18 protein-coding genes are annotated in these 18,651 nt (G+C 41.9%); 9 read left to right on the plus strand and 9 right to left on the minus strand.

Annotated elements, in window-relative coordinates; genetic code table 11:
• The first annotated feature begins 289 nt into the window (after positions 1-289).
• Positions 290-568 (plus strand): hypothetical protein, encoded by a 279-nt coding sequence (locus ACN20O_RS16280; RefSeq protein WP_491635134.1) that lies wholly within the window; start codon positions 290-292, stop codon positions 566-568.
• A gap of 1 nt (position 569) precedes the next feature.
• Here ACN20O_RS16280 and ACN20O_RS16285 read toward each other — a convergent pair whose 3' ends face one another.
• On the minus strand, positions 570-1,829 hold the full coding sequence (locus ACN20O_RS16285) for a CinA family nicotinamide mononucleotide deamidase-related protein (protein ID WP_491635136.1): 1,260 nt from the start codon (positions 1,827-1,829) through the stop codon (positions 570-572).
• A gap of 87 nt (positions 1,830-1,916) precedes the next feature.
• On the opposite strand from ACN20O_RS16285, the gene ACN20O_RS16290 reads away from it, so the two are divergent.
• The 3 genes from ACN20O_RS16290 to ACN20O_RS16300 are packed head-to-tail and all read left to right on the plus strand — an operon-like array spanning position 1,917 to position 6,126.
• Positions 1,917-3,476, plus strand: coding sequence for an NAD(P)/FAD-dependent oxidoreductase (locus ACN20O_RS16290; RefSeq protein WP_491635138.1), 1,560 nt, complete (start codon positions 1,917-1,919; stop codon positions 3,474-3,476).
• A complete protein-coding gene (locus tag ACN20O_RS16295; RefSeq protein WP_491635140.1) occupies positions 3,473-4,681 on the plus strand; it encodes a DUF7453 family protein in 1,209 nt (402 codons plus the stop codon). Before ACN20O_RS16290 ends, ACN20O_RS16295 begins: the two co-directional genes overlap by 4 nt.
• Positions 4,682-4,689: 8 nt before the next feature.
• Complete coding sequence (locus ACN20O_RS16300) at positions 4,690-6,126, plus strand: phytoene desaturase family protein (RefSeq protein WP_491635142.1); 1,437 nt, start codon at positions 4,690-4,692, stop codon at positions 6,124-6,126.
• On the opposite strand, the gene ACN20O_RS16305 is transcribed toward ACN20O_RS16300, so the two are convergent.
• On the minus strand, positions 6,112-6,516 hold the full coding sequence (locus tag ACN20O_RS16305; RefSeq protein ID WP_491635144.1) for a DUF1036 domain-containing protein: 405 nt from the start codon (positions 6,514-6,516) through the stop codon (positions 6,112-6,114). The two genes, ACN20O_RS16300 and ACN20O_RS16305, sit on opposite strands and share 15 nt — an antisense overlap.
• Before the next feature lie 153 nt (positions 6,517-6,669).
• Here ACN20O_RS16305 and fabG point away from each other — a divergent pair, with 153 nt between their 5' ends.
• The 3 genes from fabG to ACN20O_RS16320 are packed head-to-tail and all read left to right on the plus strand — an operon-like array spanning position 6,670 to position 8,621.
• Positions 6,670-7,407 (plus strand): 3-oxoacyl-ACP reductase FabG, encoded by a 738-nt coding sequence (fabG, locus tag ACN20O_RS16310; protein WP_491635146.1) that lies wholly within the window; start codon positions 6,670-6,672, stop codon positions 7,405-7,407.
• Positions 7,407-7,814: a 3-hydroxyacyl-ACP dehydratase FabZ gene (gene fabZ, locus ACN20O_RS16315; RefSeq protein WP_491635148.1), complete on the plus strand. Its 408-nt coding sequence runs from the start codon at positions 7,407-7,409 to the stop codon at positions 7,812-7,814. Before fabG ends, fabZ begins: the two co-directional genes overlap by 1 nt.
• A 9-nt stretch (positions 7,815-7,823) precedes the next feature.
• The gene (locus tag ACN20O_RS16320) at positions 7,824-8,621 is read left to right on the plus strand and encodes an enoyl-ACP reductase FabI (protein WP_491635150.1); all 798 of its coding nucleotides are present in this window, start codon (positions 7,824-7,826) and stop codon (positions 8,619-8,621) included.
• On the opposite strand, the gene ACN20O_RS16325 is transcribed toward ACN20O_RS16320, so the two are convergent.
• Positions 8,618-9,391, minus strand: a complete 774-nt coding sequence (locus ACN20O_RS16325; RefSeq protein ID WP_491635152.1) for a hypothetical protein — start codon at positions 9,389-9,391, stop codon at positions 8,618-8,620. The genes ACN20O_RS16320 and ACN20O_RS16325 overlap by 4 nt on opposite strands.
• A 252-nt stretch (positions 9,392-9,643) precedes the next feature.
• On the opposite strand from ACN20O_RS16325, the gene ACN20O_RS16330 reads away from it, so the two are divergent.
• Complete coding sequence (locus ACN20O_RS16330; protein ID WP_491635155.1) at positions 9,644-11,737, plus strand: hypothetical protein; 2,094 nt, start codon at positions 9,644-9,646, stop codon at positions 11,735-11,737.
• A gap of 139 nt (positions 11,738-11,876) precedes the next feature.
• Positions 11,877-12,284, plus strand: a complete 408-nt coding sequence (locus ACN20O_RS16335; protein WP_491635157.1) for an NHL repeat-containing protein — start codon at positions 11,877-11,879, stop codon at positions 12,282-12,284.
• A 50-nt stretch (positions 12,285-12,334) separates the two neighbouring features.
• Here ACN20O_RS16335 and ACN20O_RS16340 read toward each other — a convergent pair whose 3' ends face one another.
• From ACN20O_RS16340 to ACN20O_RS16365, 6 genes are all read right to left on the minus strand, one after another.
• A complete protein-coding gene (locus ACN20O_RS16340) occupies positions 12,335-12,628 on the minus strand; it encodes a hypothetical protein (RefSeq protein ID WP_491635159.1) in 294 nt (97 codons plus the stop codon).
• Between the two features lie 90 nt (positions 12,629-12,718).
• A complete protein-coding gene (locus ACN20O_RS16345) occupies positions 12,719-13,708 on the minus strand; it encodes an NAD-dependent epimerase/dehydratase family protein (protein WP_491635161.1) in 990 nt (329 codons plus the stop codon).
• Complete coding sequence (locus ACN20O_RS16350; RefSeq protein ID WP_491635163.1) at positions 13,695-15,338, minus strand: fatty acid CoA ligase family protein; 1,644 nt, start codon at positions 15,336-15,338, stop codon at positions 13,695-13,697. The genes ACN20O_RS16345 and ACN20O_RS16350 overlap by 14 nt, the downstream gene beginning before the upstream one ends.
• A 5-nt stretch (positions 15,339-15,343) precedes the next feature.
• A complete protein-coding gene (locus ACN20O_RS16355) occupies positions 15,344-16,207 on the minus strand; it encodes an alpha/beta fold hydrolase (RefSeq protein ID WP_491635165.1) in 864 nt (287 codons plus the stop codon).
• Positions 16,201-17,232, minus strand: a complete 1,032-nt coding sequence (locus ACN20O_RS16360; RefSeq protein WP_491635167.1) for a 3-oxoacyl-ACP synthase III — start codon at positions 17,230-17,232, stop codon at positions 16,201-16,203. Before ACN20O_RS16360 ends, ACN20O_RS16355 begins: the two co-directional genes overlap by 7 nt.
• Positions 17,229-18,650: a phytoene desaturase family protein gene (locus ACN20O_RS16365; RefSeq protein ID WP_491635169.1), complete on the minus strand. Its 1,422-nt coding sequence runs from the start codon at positions 18,648-18,650 to the stop codon at positions 17,229-17,231. The genes ACN20O_RS16360 and ACN20O_RS16365 overlap by 4 nt, the downstream gene beginning before the upstream one ends.
• Position 18,651 lies beyond the last annotated feature (1 nt).

Raw genomic sequence — 18,651 nt, forward strand, 5'->3', positions numbered from 1 at the left:
ATAACCTTTCGTTAATTTTAAAAGTCTTCTGAAATGGTAGGTTTTTAATTCCTGTGATTGATTATTTTCAGAGAGTTAAAGCAATTGTGGAAAGTGTGGAATAGGACGTTTCTGCCCATTTTTCTCGGCGAGGAGAAAAGTTAAATAAAAATTCTTCCCATTGAGATTTGTATTCTAGGGCCTTGAGATCACGATTTAGCAGTTTAATTCCGATCAAAAGGCTCAAGAAATAGGCGATTTTCCCCGATACTGGGTGGAGTTCAAACAACTCAAAGTGGAGTTAATCACGATGAAATGCAAAATTCTTTTTTTGGTCGCGATTGCAACGATGTCATTCCAGGTGATGGCAGAGAGTAAGACAATTGATCAAATGCTAAGTTCAATGAAGCTTGAAAAGATGCAGGCAGAAGTGATGATTAACCGTCTTGCCCAAAGCGGGCGTTTTAATTCTGAGGAAGCCCAGAGAGCAAAAAGAGAAATTGCCAGTATTCAAGAGGAGAGTGTTCAGGAAATGAAGTCCTCTGCTCTTGAAAAAATTCAGGCCTCAAAATCTTTTGCCAACAAATAATCTACTCCATTAATTCCAGCAAAGTTAAAAGTGCTTTATCGGAAAAGCGATCTTTTAATTTTACTCTGTCTCCTGGAAACTGATACAACACAGCAGTGTTTTTTTCTTTAGAAGCAATCCCAATGGCCACTGTTCCCACTGGCTTTTCTTTTGATCCACCACTCGGGCCGGCAATGCCGGTGATTGAAACAGCACAATCCGTTTTTAATAGTTCGCGCACTCCACGGGCCATTTCTATAGCGCATTCAACACTGACTGCGCCAAATTTTTCCAGCGTCTCTTTTTGAACGCCTAAAACATTTTCTTTAATCGAGTTATCATAAGAAATTATCCCGCCGTAAAAAACAGCGCTTGATCCAGAGAGATCCGTGATCTTTGATGATGTCAGTCCACCAGTACATGATTCAGCAAAAGCAAATGTGCATTTTTTCTCCAAAGCTTTTTCTAACACCATCTCGTGGATCGCGCGATTTCCCCATTGCCAGACATGAGGAGCGAGCGGAGTTTTCATGATGAGTTCTTTAATCTTTTGTGATTTTTCTTCAAACTCTTTTTGTGATCCGGTAAAACCGACGACGATATCAATGCCAATGGTGTGAGGAAGTGAACTCACTTTTCCAAAGGTCTCCAGGTCTTGCCAAAGAGTCGGGCAGAGTTCAAAGAAGATTTTTTCTTCTGGAACTCCTTGAGTCCTGATAACGCATTGGTGGTTTTCTTTTAGCCTTTCGGCAAATTCTTTTTTGATGAGTGGATAAAATTCTTCTTCTACCATCGCCGTAAATTCGCGCGGCACTCCGGGAGCGGCCATGACGAATTTTTTATCAACGGTTAAAAAAGCAAGCCCAGGGGCAAGTCCTCTTGGGTTATTGATGGCGATGAAATCCTGCGGGAAAAAGTGATATTGGTTAGTTTCCGGAGTCCAGCTTCTGCCAAAACGGATGTAATTTTCGCTCACAAGCTCGGCGACGTCGTTTCTTTCAACGACCGGTTTTTTGAAAAAATCTGCCAAGGTGTTTTTGGTTTTATCATCGAGAGTGGGTCCAATTCCTCCACTGGTAATGACGATATCGCTGTCAAAAAAAGAAGCGCTCAAGGCCGCTGTCATCTCTTCAGCATTGTCGCGAATAAAGCGCAATGACTTAAATTCCAGGCCTTTTTTAAAGAGAAACTTTGAGAGCCACGAACCGTTTAAATCAGTCGTTCTGCCGTTTAATATTTCATCTCCAATGACGATCATGGAAACGGTTAATGCTTTACTCATTTTTCTCTCCGAGAAACTCTTGTTTTATATCTTTAAATTTTGCCATAAAACGCTTATACTTGTCTCATCCAATATTGAGACAAACCAATGACAAAAAAAATTCAATTCACACTCGATTACAATGAGGACGTTGAAGTCTATTTGGACTCTCATTTTCCCGATCATGTGGACTACCGCATTTTAAATCAGGCCCTCGATGCCAGGGGGGCTCAGAGAGGAAAAACTCCTCGCTACACTTACAACGTTGAGATTTTAAGTCCGGGCGAGCAGTTTGAAGCGGCCCAAGAGGAATTCCCTCAACTAGGATCATTTAAAAACAAACCTATTATCATTGGGGCCGGCCCCGGTGGGCTTTTTTGTGCCTTACGTTTAGCGGATTACGGAGTGCCTTCGATTGTGATTGAACGCGGAGACCGCGCTCACAACCGTATGCTGCATATTTCGAAATTCTGGAGATACGGAGAATTCAACACGGAAAACAACGTGTGTTACGGAGAAGGAGGCGCAGGGCTTTTTTCTGATGGAAAACTGATTACCCGAATCAAGTCTCCCTTCGTTCAGTACGTCATGAACCGTTTTGTGGATTTCGGTGCCCCGAAAGAAACAGCGTATATTTCTAACCCACACTTAGGGTCAAATAAGATCAGAGCGCTCATTAACAAAATGACTGAGTACCTGGTCTCGAAGGGCTGCGAAGTCCGCTACAATACCCGAGTAGACCGTTTGCTTTATGAGGGAAAAAAAATTATCGGCGTTGAATTAAACACCGGAGAAAAGCTTTTTTCTAACAGTGTCGTCCTGGCCACCGGGCATTCGGCCAAAGAAATGTACTACCACCTGGAAGAGTTAGGGGTGGAAATGAAACAAAAAGATTTCGCCGTAGGAGTTCGTATCGAACACCCGCGCGAACTCATTGACCATATCCAATACGGAAAATTTGCAGGCCTTGAATTAGGAGCTGCCCGCTACCGCTTGAGTTACGAAGACCCGAAGACAAAAAAAGGAACTTATAGTTTCTGTATGTGCCCGGGAGGCTACGTGCTTTCTTCGGGGACAGAGGCCAACGGAATCGTAGTCAATGGAATGAGTAACTACGCCAGAAACTCGCGCTGGTCGAATGCTGCTTTAGTTGTCAGCGTTCGCGCCGGAGTAGATTTTTCAAGTGATAAACTGCTTGCTGGTCTTGATTTCCAACACGGGATTGAACAAAAAGCTTACCAAGCTTCAATGGCCCGTGCCCATGGAAGAGAGCTTCCTGCTCAGACACTCAAAGAGTTTATGAATCATTCCTTGAATCCTTCGAATGAAGGAGTCAAAACATCGACACCTTCAGGAATTGTAAAAACTCCACTAAGAGACATATTGCCGCAATTTGTGACTAAACATTTAGAGCAAGCTCTGGTAAAATTTGATGATAATTTAAAGGGCTTTATTTCAGATAAAGCACTACTGATTGCACCGGAAACCAGGACATCGGCACCCGTGACGATTGCCCGCAATAAAGAGACGATGGAATCAACCAGCCACCAGGGGCTTTATCCTTGCGGCGAAGGCGCAGGCCATGCCGGAGGGATTACCAGTGCAGCGGTTGATGGCGTAAAAATCGCCATGTCTCTTTTAAAAACAGAAAAAGGATTTGAACCATGATCAAAACGACGTTAGCGCTTACTCTTTTCTCGCTATCATTTTCCACTTTCGCTGCCATCTCAGAATACAATGCTCCAGAAATCCTGGCGCGCGCTAATATTGGCGATGGATACAATCTTCCACCGATGAGTTTTCTTTCAAACACATCGCCGGTTATCAACAACCGCGGAGACGTAAGCTTTAAACTTATGGCCTTTAACGGAGAAAACACTCAAGGGCTATGGCTTAAGCGTGGAATCGATGAGAGCGGAAAGATTGTTTATTCAACAGATGAAACAAAATATGTGACAGACCCAAGTCTTAACGATGCAGGTGTGATTGCGTTTAACACATACGATGATTTCGCAAGCGATGGGATTTTTACTTTCAACGGTGATTCGTCTGAAGTAAAGCAAGTTCTAAAACCAGCAAACGAAGACATCGCTTTTTATACATACCCACAGGTACTGACAAACGGAAAAGTTTATTTCCGTGGGACTGACCAGGAAAATGCGCGCACGTATTTCCAATATGACGGATCATTAAAGCCTATCATCACGGAAGGTGCGAGTTCATACGGACAAAAATCTTCATACCTATTTAAGCCATACTTAAACGACTCTGGGGCCATGGCCTTCAAGAGACGCATTGGTGACGTAGGACAATGGGACGAATCAAACGGCGATGAAATCCTGATGCTAAAACCAAATGGATCTTCAATGGAGCCTGTGGTTATTGCCCGTGATAAAGACATGGACCCGAATTCTGTTTTTAGAGGATTCACCAACTCAGCTAGTATTTCAAAGAACAACATGGTGGCCTTCACTGCTGTTTTAGAAGACGGAACAAAAGCTCTTATTCGCTACAAAGAAGGGCATCTGAAAAATGTTGTGATTGAAAAATCAGATGGCATTTCTGAAATCGAAATGTTCTCGCCTAAAATCAATGAGCAGGGACAAATTCTTTTTAGAGCAAAAGACATGGACGGCAAGCGCGGAATCTATCTTGCTGATTCAAAAGAAGTGAAAAAAATCGTCGCAGAAGGCGATGTAGTCATGACTGACTTAGGAATGGGAAAAATCCTTTCGAATCCAAATTTTCCAGGATTTGGAGGAGATGTGGATATGAACGATCATGGAGAGATTGTTTTTTATTGCCTGGTTGTGGGCGCTAAAGACAATAAGGAATGGGGTTCGGCAGTCTACAAAGTCTCGCCTAAGCTCTAATAAAAATCATGCAGTATTCTTCAAAAGATAAAATCGAAAAAAATTACGATGTCATCGTTATTGGGTCAGGCCTTGCCGGCATGACCCTCGCTAATAAAATGGCCCGCGATGGCCGCTCTGTTTTATTACTAGAGTCTCACAATAAACTTGGTGGATTTGCTACCTGGTTTAAAAGAAAAGATGGCTCACATATCTTCGACGTCTCTCTTCATGGCTTCCCGGTTGGAATGATTAAGACTTGCCGCAAGTACTGGAGCAAAGACATTGCTGATCGCATTCACCAGTTAAAATCTGTCCGTTACATCAATCCTCAGTTTGAAGTGGAAACAGATTTTACTAAAGAGCATTTCATTAAAGTTCTCATCGAAAAATTCGGCGTAAAAGAAGAAACCGTTGTTGGCTTCTTTGATGAACTTGCCAATATGAATTTCTACGACAACTCAAAGATGACCAACGGAGAGTTGTTTGAAAAATACTTTCCGGGACGCTCAGACATCACGCGCTTTTTACTAGAGCCGATCGTCTACGCCAACGGATCAAATCTTGAAGACCCGGCCATTAGTTACGGGATCGTCTTCTCAAACTTCATGAGTAAAGGTGTTTATATTTTCCATGGCGGAACAGACACTATGATTGGAATGATGAGGGAAGAGATGCTTAAAAATGGCGTCGATATCCAGCTTCAGGCCCGCGTAGATAGAATTGTTATTGAAGACGGCAAAGCTGTCGGTGTGGAAGTTAAAGGTCACAGGATTACTTCCAAAGCTGTGGTTTCAAATTCAAACCTAAAGAGCACAGTGAATAAGATGGTAGGGCGCGAGCACTTCTCATCAGAATTCATCAAAAAAGCTGATGAAGTCAGACTCAACACTTCTTCTTGCCAGGTCTATATTGGCCTAAAACAAGGGGAGAGCATTCCGTTTATCGGCGATTTGATCTTTACTTCAGAAGACAAAGATTTCTCAACTGACTTAATCCTTTCACCAAAAGTGGGAAGTCAGACCTTCTCCTTATACTATCCAGAAATGAGACCACACCTTGAACCAAAGTATGCGATCGTTTCAAGCTCTAATGCCCGCTACGAAGACTGGAAAAATCTTTCAGAAGAAGAATATGAAAAACAAAAAGCGTATTTAATTGAAAGAGCACTTTCTGGTTTTGAAAAAATCATGCCTGGCATCCGTGAAAAAATTGATTACGTCGATGCGGCCACTCCATTAACTGTTGAGCGCTACACACTTCATGAAAGAGGCGCAAGCTTCGGGACAAAGTTTGAAGGTTTAGATGTTTCGATGAATATGCACAAAGAGCTGCCTGGGCTTTTCCATGCGGGCTCTGTGGGTATTATCATGTCGGGATGGTTAGGAGCTGCCAACTACGGAGTCATTCAGGCCCACGAAGTCGACAGCTATTTAACAAAGTTAGAAAAATTAGCGACAGTATAAAACGGTGGTCCAAGCTCCGCCGTATTCTTTTGGAAGTTCAACGAGAAGAGCTTGAACTGTGCGGCCGTGAATGTCGAAACGGTGCTCTCCTTCCCAGCGGACTCTTCCATCAATACTAAAAGCATTCAGGTAATAAATGTTATTGATCATCTCTCCCGCAGGAATGACTTGTCCTGGGAAGATTCTCATATAACCTTTTGTCTCCCAAACTTCATTTGGGTTTTGTGACCTGGTGGCCACCATGACTTCCTGGTAACAGTTATTTTGTAAGTAGAGTTGAACAACTTTGTCATGCCCTTTATCTGGCGTGAAATAAGATTCTACAGTTCCAGTAGAGGCCCAGAGTTCAGTCGTAACTAGAAGTGAAAGTAGCAGGGTAAGTTTTTTCATAACATCCTCCATGTTCTTAGCAATAACATTAGAAGATTCTCTGCGCCTTCGGCCACTAAAGAAATCATCCATTTAATGACACGGAGCAATTTCCTTTTAAAGTGAAGTGTCTCAGGCTAAAATTCTCCAACACTTTTTATAAGGAATTGCCCAATGGATTTTAAAGACCAAACTGTCATTGTCACTGGTGGAACGCGTGGAATTGGACGCGGGATCACTGAGGCCTTTTTAAAGAAGGGTGCAACTGTTGTTGCTACTTATGCTGGCAACGATGAAGCTGCCAATAAAATGAAAGAACAAAACGCAGAGTTTGGTGAGAAACTTGTGGTTAAAAAATGTGATGTTCGCGACGAAAACGCAGTCACTGAATTTTTTAAATATATCGAAAACACTTTCCCAAAAATCGAAGTGCTAATCAACAATTCTGGAATCAGAAAAGATCAGTTAACAGCAGCCATGTCGATGACTGAGTGGAATGATGTTATCAACACCAATCTCACAGGAACATTCCTGATGAGTAAACACGCAGTTTTACAGTTTATGAAAAACCGCTACGGAAGAATTGTTAACATGTCATCAATCGGTGGCTCTCTTGGCCTTCCAGGGCAAGCAAACTACGCCGCTTCAAAAGCAGGACAAATAGCTATTTCAAAATCACTTTCAAAAGAAGTGGCAAAACGCGGGATCACGGTCAACAACGTCTGCCCAGGATTTATCGACACTGAACTTCTGGCCGATCTCCTGGAAGAGCAAAGAAAAGAGTACATGAAAGATGTTCCAATGAAGCGCTTTGGGCGTGTTGAAGAAGTGGCAAGTGCTGTCTTATTCTTAGCAAGCCGTGAAGCCAGCTACATTACAGGAGCAAGCTTAGAGATTTCTGGAGGGCTTTAATGATTCCAGATATCCTAGAGCTGATTCCACAAAGACCTCCTTTTTTATTCGTCGATAAAATTATCGAGAGGTCGGAAAATAAAATCACAACGACGCTAAAACTCACTGGTAACGAAGACTTTTTTAAAGGTCACTTTCCAGGAAACCCCATTATGCCGGGAGTGCTTTTACAAGAGGCCATTTTTCAGTCTGGTGCTGCTCTAATGGCAGGAAGAGCTGGTGGAGGACTTGGTGTCGTGACGAGAGTTCAAAACGCAAAATTTAAAAATATGGTTCGTCCTGGAGACGAACTTGTCATGGACGTAGAACTAACAGAGTCTATTTCGAATGCCCACTATATGAAAGGCACAACAAAAGTAGATGGTAAAACTGTTTTAGTGATTGAGTTTGCTGTTGCCAGCGTTTAAGGAATACTTATGAGTTTTTTAAAATTAGAAAATAAAATATTTTTAATCACGGGGGTGGCCAACAAAAAATCAGTGGCCTACTTTTCAGCAAAGACTCTTGAGGAAAATGGGGCAGACCTGATCTTCACTGTGCAGAATGCTGATGCTAAAGAAAAGGTTGAAAAACTTTTCCCTAATAAAAAAGTTTATATTCTAGATGTTGAAAGAGAAGCCAGCATCACTGAGCTAGGAAAGAAACTTCAAGACGACAAAGTGACTCTTCATGGATTCCTGCACTCAATCGCCTTTGCCAATTACTCAGAAGGGATGAAACCTTTCCATGAAACAAAGCTTGCGGACTATCTTCAGGCCTCAAATATCTCTTGCTTCTCGCTGGTGGCGATGTCAAACGCTATTAAGCCTGTTTTAGCAGCGGATGCTTCTGTGGTGACCATCTCTATTTCGAGCACGCGTGCGACGAACTACGGTTACATGGGACCGATTAAAGCCTCATTGGATGCAACGGTGGCTTTCCTGGCAAAATCATTTTCGGCCGACACTAAGGTCAGATTCAATGCTGTTTGTTCAGGCCCATTAAAGACTTCTGCTTCGGCAGGGATTCCGGGTTACATCGACAATTATCTTTATGCTGAACAGTTGACAATGAGACACGCAGCTCTTGAAACGCAGGAAGTGGCCAACACAGTGGCGTTTTTAATGAGTCCTGCTTCAAGTGGAGTCAATGCTGCCAATATGGTCGTGGATGCCGGAATGAGCGCTAATTACTTTGATGAAAAAGTTGTGGAAGCATACGCTAAAAGATCCTAAGATTTTCTCAAAATAAAGATCATAAAAAGCAGATAAATCCCAATGGACGCAATCGTAAACTTCAGGATGTTCTCTGTCTGCTCGTTTTGTGCCTGCACAGTTTCCTGATAGTACTTCGCGATGATCTTCATCTCCGGAGAGATAGTCACTTCTTTTAGTCCCTTTAAGATGACATCTATTTCTTTGACTCGGTTATGGATTGTATCCAGGTGCTTTTGGAATTTCACCAGGTCTTCATTGGTCGTGTTGGCAAAACTAATAATCTGCCCCAGGATTTTTTGATCTTCCAACATGCGCATTTCATTTTCTTTGTGGGAAGAAGCAATGAACATATAAGCGTCCAGGATGCATTCGCGATAAAAATCTCTTTTATCAAGAGTGTATTTTACATTCTTTTTTTCCAGCTCATTATAGGCCGGAAGAAGAGCAGAGGCATTCACACTTAAATCAGCGCGGGCCTTTTCAAAACCCTTTAATTGTTTAAGTCTTACTTCAAAATGTGCCCTGATTTTTTTTACCGATTCGGTAAGTTCAGGTGTGCTGCGGTTGATATCGTTAATAAGACCTAAAAGCTCGTTGATTCTTGTTATTTCATCTGAGAGTTCTGAACTGTCGGCCGTTAAATTTTTTCTAAGATAGAAGGCCGTATTGGCCACTTGAGAGTCAATAGAGCGCAATTCATCGAAATCAAATCTTAAAACATTTTTTCCAGGTTCAATCTGTGTGAGATTTTTATAGAAGAGCACACCACTGATTAAAGTGATAAGCATAGTGGAAAGAATAAATATCTTTAATCGCATATCTAAAGAATAATGCCCGAAGGCGCCCAAGTTTGCGAGCCTTATCGGAAACTTGATTAAAAAACTTGAGTTTTATGGATAAAAGGCTTCGTTGAGAACAATTCTGGGCACTTTTTGAGGGAGGAGTCTAGGGCTAAACATACGCAATCAAAAAAGTCAAGTTTTCCCTAGGGACCACCGAAGAGCCTCTATACAATGTCACGTAGTAGATGGGGCAGTCTTATGAGAATCAAAATCATCGCTACATTAACGTTTCTTCTGATGAGTCAGTTTGCACTGGCCCAGGAAGATTTTAATTACCTGACATTGAACAAAGACATCGCGAGTTCTACCGGAACTGGATTGGATACCATCGGTGGAGGGGAAACGGATCTTTATCAACAAATCGCTAACGAGTTTAATCTCGAGTATGAAAATATCGGAAAGAGAGAAGCGGCAAAAGTCCTTGCGGGCAATGCTCTTTCAATCACCGGTGGTCTTAACAGCATCGGATTCTCTTATAAAAAGCCATTTATTAATTTCGGAGTCAGTGTAGATAGAAACCTGGCACCTGATCTCTTTGATGATAAAAGATGGATCGTAACTGATACATTCACAGTTGATATCGACGCTTCTAAAGTCTTGGGAAGCCTGCGCGATTCTGGCGCCATTGATATGACTGAGCAAAACTTTGCGGCCTTTGCCGGAGTTGTTTTCAAAAGAAAATTCACATGGGTTCACTACGCTAATTCTTATAACGAAGGATTAATGGGGCACTTTGAAAAACTCTTCATGCCTTTTAATGCCTTAACTTTTTCTAACGTCGCTAAACTTGATGCTAACGAAATGATCTTCAAAGAAGATTCAATCTCGGTTAAAGCTGGTGGTTTAGTATCGGCACCTCTTTATACAGGTGTCACTGGTATGGCCGGAGTCCTGGCGAGATTTGAGCGCTTAGCCAGAGTTGAGGTTGTCTCGCTTGGGAATTCAAACATCCAGGTAAGTTCTGAAAAAACAAAAGTGGCCTCTGCTGGTTTTAACCTGGCCATCCAGGCCGACTTCCTTAAGATTCTAAGAATGACACTTCTATCGTATGACTTTAACTACGAAATGCAATCAAGCTACAAAGTGTACTTAAACATCCCGCAAATGGATTTAATGGAAATGGACACTCAAAGCCCGGTGGCGATGGAGTTGACTCAAATCCTGAAAAACCGCGAAGGGGACTTAGACACTCTTGCTCCATACATTATTTCAGAAGAAAAGAAAGTATCGCAAACTGTCTCTCACAAATACAACTTCCTTCTTCTAGGGGCCCAAAAGAGTTCAAAAACTCAGCAAATCGAAATCACGAAAGAAGGGCGAGTGAAAACGTTCTTCCGTCACTATTACGAAAAAATGAAGTATACGGAAGACTTCCTGTCGCGCTTATTTGCCAGTTTAATCTATGCGATCACCAATTCAGATGTTTCTGCCACAAAACTTGCCAGCGATACAAAAAAAGTCACTATTGAGTACGATGCCGATAGAAACCTGCTTGAAGGACGCGAAGACCTTTATGTCGGAGAGAGAGCGGCCAACGAACAAAAACTCTCGATGACTTTTACTTCAGATTTTAAAACGCAAAAGACAAAGGGCTTTTCAGGGAAAAAATACCGTGAGCGCGCAAAGTTTATTCTTGAGAGATACTCAGGTGTTGACCCTCTTGCAATCAGTATGATTGACAGCGAGCATTTAGTCGCTCCTTATCATATTGAAGGAAAGTACCAGGTCAATATCGATGGTATCCGCTACTTGAACACGTTAAGTGTAAATACGGTTTTTGATCATTTTGATGGTCTTTGTGATGAGTATCCAAAAAATAGCTTTATCAATTTCAGAAACCTGTTTGATAACTGCCGCAAGAACTTACAGAATGATTATATCGATTACATAAAAGATTTAACTCACGATAAAGTTTCAAGTGATGAAATCGAAAGATGTGAGAAGAAATCTTTAAAATACATCTTCTTTCCAAGCAAAAGAAGAGCATTCATTAAAAACTGTCTGGCAGACATCAATAAACTTCCAGAGACAGAGTGGGTGAATGTTCCTCTTTGGCCGCTTAAGAATCTCTCGACGAATATTGTGAATAATTCCTACAGCAAAGTGCATTTCTATAATCTTTTTGGTCTCTCGAATGTTTTCTTCTTTGGCTCTTTTGATGCCGTGACGGGTGATGGACGATCGTTTACGACGAGCTTTCATGAGGGAGCTTTTAAAGGGCTGGGAGCTGTTGACCATTACATGCGCATGGAGAATTTACGGGCCCCTTCTTCCGTAGTCGTTGATCAGTAAGCATTATGTGAAAATGAGTCCCTTATTTTTAATCGATCGAATCCCGACTTCAGAATTATTTAGCTTGCTTCTGAGATTGGTCAAGTGAGTGTTGAGAGTCTTATCTAACACAACCATACCAGGCCACAAAAAGTCACTGATGCCAATCACCAGGCACGTCAGCACACTGCCTTTACCTGCGTTTTCTATCATTGAAGGAATCGTGACAGATGGAGACTATCTCTATGTTGAAGATACTGGAGATCAGAAAATTTATAAGATTTCTATCGGTGATAATAGTCATTCTGTCATTTACACTGGAACTAGTCTCAATGGTGCTCTTATGATGGATGGAAAGAATCTTTACTTTGCGGACGCAAACGTGATTAAAAGAATTGATTTTAGCACGAATATTGTTTCAGACATTGCTGGAAGCTCAACTCTCACAGGCAGTGTCGATGGAAAAGGAGTGCTTGCGAGGTTTAATGTACCACACGCTATGCTCAGTGACGGAAAAAAATTATTTGTCTTAGACACGCATAATAATATCGTTAGGTCTATTGAGTAAGCAGATTATAGATATCCAAAAAAAGGCCCCATTATCTGGGGCCTTTTTTATTAAGCGGCTTGCTTTTTTTCTTCGTTTGAAATGGTCCAGCCATCTCTTAGCTTTGTTTCAAAGGCCATTTTTTTATAGTTAAACCCTAAATACCAGCTCCAGATTGGATAGGCCCAGAAAGTGAAGAGGTAAAGAGCTTTAACCTTCAGGCCTGTTGAACCAAAAAGAGCTCTTACAAAAGGAAAGAAAAGCCCAACTACGTCGAAACCTTTGACTTCTACCATTTCATAATGATCGGCCGAGGGGTGTTTCATCTTCACCATTCCAAGTAACAGCATTGCTTGATTGTCCATTAATATCTCCTTTTTGGGACTTGTTGGGTTTCCAATCGGAGAATAAAGATAAAACTTAAGATGTTTAGTTATTTTTAGGGACAATAATTCTTATTTTTTTGAGAATAATCTATCCAATCCTTCTTCAATGGAGATTTTGGCCTTAAATCCCAGGTCATGCTCTAAGTTGTGGTGGTTGTAGTAGTGGGATTTTCCGAGCTGTAGGGCCACAAATCTTGTCATGGGGGGATGAATGTCATATTTACCAATAAGCTTCAATGTCATCTCGATCATAAAGCCTATGGCGTAAGCGAGTTTAAAAGGAACCTTTTTGGTGATAGGGGGCATTTTTGAGCGCTTCAAGATCTCATTGGTAAAATCCCAGAGCTTAATCGGCCCTTGCCCGAGAAAGTAGGCCTTACCTGAAATGGGTGAATCAAAGGAGAGTTTCTCTAAGGCCATGACGTGGGCCAACGAGGCATTCTCAACATAGGTCACATCAACTAAGTTTTCTCCATCACCAACAATTTTAAGACGACCGGCCTTGGCAGCTTCGATCACTCTTGGAACAAGATTTAAGTCACCTGGTCCAAATATTAGATGCGGACGAATGGCCACAGTGGAAAGAATTCCATTATTGGCCATCAATATTTTCTTTTCGGCAATGGCCTTTGTTTCGGCGTACATGGATAAATAGCGTTCAGGGTAACCGATGGCTTCATCAACGCCTTTGAGACTTTTGTCTCCAAAGGCTACACTTGGAGTACTGGTGTAAACGCATCTATTGATCTTATGCTTGTGACAGGCGCGGATAATGTTGTCTGTACCCGTCACATTCGTTTTGTAAAAATCTTCATAGCGCCCCCACATTCCGACTTGGGAAGCTGTGTGAATGACGGCATCCATTCCTTCGAGGGCCCGCTCGACGTCTTCGAAGTTCGCGAGGTTTCCTTGCCTTTGACTAACACCCAGGTCATCAAGACTTTTATATTTTTTCCTCGAAAAACTATAAACTTCATAACCGCGCTCTTTTAGGTCGCGCACGATATAGCTTCCGAGAAAACCACCGGCACCGGTGACTAAAACCTTAGTTGATTTCATGTGCCTCAATCTCTTCTTTTAATTTTTTGCGGTCAATTTTGATATTGTGGCGAACATCGACCGGAAAGTGTTTACTTAAATAAATTTTCTGAATCATTGATGTATGCGGAAATTTTTTTGCCAGAGAAAGAAGCTCGCTTTCAAAAATAGATCTCTCTTTCCCGGAAAGAAACTGCCCGTCTTTTCTTTCAATGACAATCGCCGGAGTTTGTTTTCCACGGACTCCAAGACCAACAAGTGCTGATCTTCTTACGGCCGGGTGTTTATTGAAAATAGCTTCAGCTGGAATCGGAGTCATAAGCCCTTCCTCGGTTTCCACGCGGTGAGCTTTTCTTCCTAAAAACCATAGCTGGTTTTTTTCATCTAAGAACCCCATGTCACCCATACGGTGCCAGATTTTGTCACCTTCATAGATTTTCGCTTCACGGGTTTTTTCTGGTAAATCTAAATACTCTTTCGTGACCGTTGGTCCAGAGACAATAATTTCTCCAACCGTATTTGCTTCTAAGATTTTTGCCTCAGAAAGTTTTTCAATCGTTTGATCCGTGATCGCAATAATTTTTACTTCAGATCCCGGTGCGACTTCTCCGATGCAAGTGCCTTTTCCGTTTTCAGTCATGTGAGCAGTTTGTTTTAAAATAAAGTCACCGCTGATACTAGAAACCGGAAGCGCCTCAGTTGCGCCATAAGGAGTATAAGTTGTTCCGTTAGGAAGAAGTCCCTTAAACTTGCGGTGGATAAGAACTGAAACAGGGGCACCAAACATCACCACGTATTTAATACTTGGAAGTGTCAGCCCATTTTCTAAACAATAATCCGCCACGCGCTCCCAAATAGCAGGAGAGCCGGCAACAAATGTCGGTTTGTTATCGATGATATTTTGATAAAGCTTTGCCGGATTACATTGGCCCGGTTTGCTCGGGTCCATATCAGGAATACAGCTAGTCATTCCCATTGCAATGGTAAAAAGAGAAAAGAGAGGAAACCCCGGAAGGTCCACATCATTTTCTGTAAGATTATAGAGATTTTTTAAAATGCTAGTCTGTTGATCAAAAATAAAATGAGAGTAGACCACACCTTTAGGCGAACCTGTTCCACCTGAAGTAAAAAGAATCGCGGCCGTATCTTCCGGGGCGAAACTTTCCATCTTAAAGGTTTGCACCTTTTCTTCTTTCATCTTGGAGATCTTTTGCATTTTTCCCCAAGCACGTTTTCCATTGGTCACATTGTATTTGATAGACTTGAATGTCTTTCTAAAAATCAATCGCGCAAAGTGCACTTCTTTTTCTGCAATCAGCGCAACCGGCGCGCAGTCCTTAATACACTTAAGAAGATTCTCTCTTCCCATTCCCGGGTCGATAAAAACCGGAACAACCCCTAATTTAAAAAGGGCAAATGTCATGGCCGAAAAATCCAGACTCGGTCTTAAAAATAAAAGCGTGCGGTCGCCCTTTTTTAATCCCATCTTCTGTAAAGAGGTAGCAAATTTATTAGACCTGATATCGAGCTCTCTGAATGTCAGGGCCTCGTAATCGTATTTTTTAGTTTTTCTATTAAACTTGGGAAACTTCACCGCCAGTTTATCGGGGTGAAGTTTAGCATTTTGACTTAATCGTTCGGCGATGTTCATAGTTTTTAGTTTTTTAGGAACGTTTCAATTTCTGCGATCACATCGCTGGTTTTATCTTCCACTAGGTAGTGGCCTGCATCCGGGTAAGTCTTCACTTTGGCATTCGGGAAAAAATCCAGCCAGCGCTTTTGGAAGTTCATCGTGAAGCAGAAATCCTGTTCACCCCAAAGAAGCAGGACCGGAACTTTTAAGTTTTTAAGTTTATCTTCAATTCCCGAAAGTGTTTTGTAAGTCGGGTGAACATCACTCATCGGGATGTCACGGACAAATTTTGCTGTAGCAATTCTTGATTCAAAAGAATCGTAGGGAAGAACAAATCCTTTTTTAACGATAGGAGAGAGTTTTTTAGTTACGGCCATCGTTGTGGCAGGCCCTGCAAAACCATTAAAAGTTCTAATGAACCATTCACCCACCGGGTTTCTCAGGATATTAATTCTCATTGGGATTTCAAGAGACCTGAAGGCCGCCGTGTTCATCACAACCATTTTTTTGATTAGTTCAGGATGAGCAGTCGCCACACCCATTCCGATAGCGCCACCCCAGTCGTGAACCACAAGAGTGATATCTTTAAGACCAAGTTTTTTTACCAGGGCAATCGTATTATCAATATGGTTTTGAAGTGTGTATTCATAGTCCTGAGGTTTGGTTGAAAGACCACAGCCGATATGGTCGGGAACAACCACGCGGAAATTTTTTGAAAAGTGCTTTGCTAGATTGCGGTAGAAAAACGACCATGTCGGATTCCCGTGAAGCATGAGAATCACTTCTCCTTGTCCTTCATCGACGTAGTGAAGTTTTTCGCTCTTTACGTCCAAAAAGTGCGCTGAAAAAGGGTATTCGTTTTTTAGTTCCTGAGGGATTGTTACCATTGTACACCTAACATAATTGAAGAAAGTCCTGAGCCAATTCCTAGTAGCGCGATGTTGTCGCCTTTCTTGATAAGTCCTTTTTCTGAGGCCATCATAAGAGTGATTGGCAGAGCACTTGATCCCGTATTACCTAAAAAAGGATACGTTCTAAATGTGTTTGTTTTATCAAGTTCAAGAGATTCAAGGGAAAGTTTTTCATGGGCGCTTCCCACCTGATGAGTGAGAACGAAGTCAACATCGGAGTTGGTCCATGAAAGATTATTTTTAGCGAGCATCCAGGTGTCTTTGCCTAAAGCGACACCATATTTCAAAAGTTCTTCAGAATCTGTTTCCATCACCAGCGAGTGAGTGTTTCCATCTCCACGGCATAAATGATTCGCACTTGAGTCTGTCATGACAGCTCCACCTAAAACGCGGGGAGAATCAGGAGAGAGGTCTTTGTGCGTGATTAAAAAAGCTGTCGCTGCTGAACCAATTGTCAGGTTCGCGATGTACTTTTTAATATTTTTTCTATCAATTGATGGATTAGTTAAAAGTTCATTGATTGTGCTCTCAAGTAATGGTCCACCATTTTCTCCTGAGACAATCAGTGCTGTCTTAATCTGCCCTGATTCAATCATGTTTCCTGCAACCACGAGGGCGTTAATCACACCAAGGCAGGCATTGGATAAATCAAAAATCATCGCTTTAGGAGAAAGCCCAAGGTTTGCGTGAACCACAGAAGCTGTGGCCGGCTCTAAAAAGTCGCGGCAAACAGAAGCGTGAACGAGAAGATCGATCTCTTCCGCTTTTATTTGTGATTTCTTTAAGCAAGCGCGTGCTGCTGCTGTTGAAAGATCACTTGGTTTTGTTCCCGGTGCCCATTGTCTTCTGGCCGCAATTCCTGTCATGAGTTCTAGTCTTCCTTCTGGAAGTTTTAGTTTCTCATAAATAGGAGAGAGTCTCTGCTCAATAGCGGCAGAAGTGAACTCACTCTCTGATAAGTCGTACCCAAAACTATGAATCACGACGTTGTTAAATTTCATTTTAAATCCCCTTGCAGAACATGGAGGTTGGCCATGGAGATCCCTGAGAGCATAGAGCCCACGATCCCTAAAAAGCCCTGGTCCGTTCCACAAATATAAAGACCATCAATCGGTGTTTTTCCGTTTCTTGATTTGTCTGTCGAGCCGTAGACTGTTCCTTCAAAGTGCTGAGTGTAGCGCTTGATTGTCGTCGGAGTGAAAATATCTTTAAAAAGAATCTGGTAATCTGGATTGATTCCGCAGTTTTTCAAGATGCCTTTTGCGTTTTCGCACAGGAGTTCTTTTTGCTCTCTATAAAGTGTTTTATCTTCAGAAGACTTTAATTCGTTCCAAAGATCAAAGTTCGCGATATTGGTGATTCGTAAAACACCTTCAGGATAATCATCCTGGTAATTGTCGTATTTAAAGTTATTCGGGAAACAAACAACCGCACTTTCGCGGTCAAAAAGAGTTTGCGGTTTCTGGTAAAGGTACTCAGGGCGATTGTTGTAAAAAATAATCGTCGCATCGACACCTAAGTTGCGTGGTTTTTTATCGGTGACCAGAATGCTTTCACAGAAAGAAAGTTTTCCAACGGCCGGGTGATTTAAGCTTTCAAACTCGCTTACCACTCCATAAGTCTCAGGAAGCCCCATGCTTGATAGAACCTGATCGCATTCAATAATGTGGTTGTGGTTAATTTCCACTCCCACAATTCGTCCACCGAGACTGATGATTCTTGTGACTTCCGATTTAAAGCGCAATTCTCCGCCGACATCAGAAAGTTTTTTTAACAGCAAGTCGATAATCGTGCGCACTCCACCTTCTGGACGTGAAAATCCTTCCAGAAAAATGCTTTTAAACATAATCACGAATTGAGAGAAGTCCATGTCGTTTTCCCAGGCACTTCCGTAAATGAGAAGGGGGCAAAAGATCATTTCAACCAGGGATTCATTTTTAATAAATGTTCTCACGACCGTTTTGGCCATGACGGTTTCATTGTTTAAATTCACTTCATCAAAATTTTTGATGTGTTCTAATAAACGAATGAATCCATCAATTTCCAGCGGGAATTTCTGGTTGATTTCTTCGACGAGGACGTTGATTTCGTTGGTGAACTTAAGCGTTTGTTCCGGAAACTGAATCAGTGAATAGTTTTGTGGAGAAAGCTTAAATTCTTCATAGGGGATTCTTAACTGCTTCATGAGCTTGTTAAAAGGTTTCCCTCTATCAGATGGAGTGACGAAATTTGTCAAGGCATGAAGACCTACATCAAACTTGCGTTTTCCCCTGGCATAATAAGAATTCAGACCACCGCTGATTGTGTGCTTTTCTAAAACCAGGACTTTTTTATTGTACATGGCCAGGCGGATGCCGGCCGCAAGACCAGACATTCCAGCACCAATAACCACACAATCAACTTTTTCGGTCGTGTTCATT

The organism is Bacteriovorax sp. As-1 (assembly GCF_058446905.1).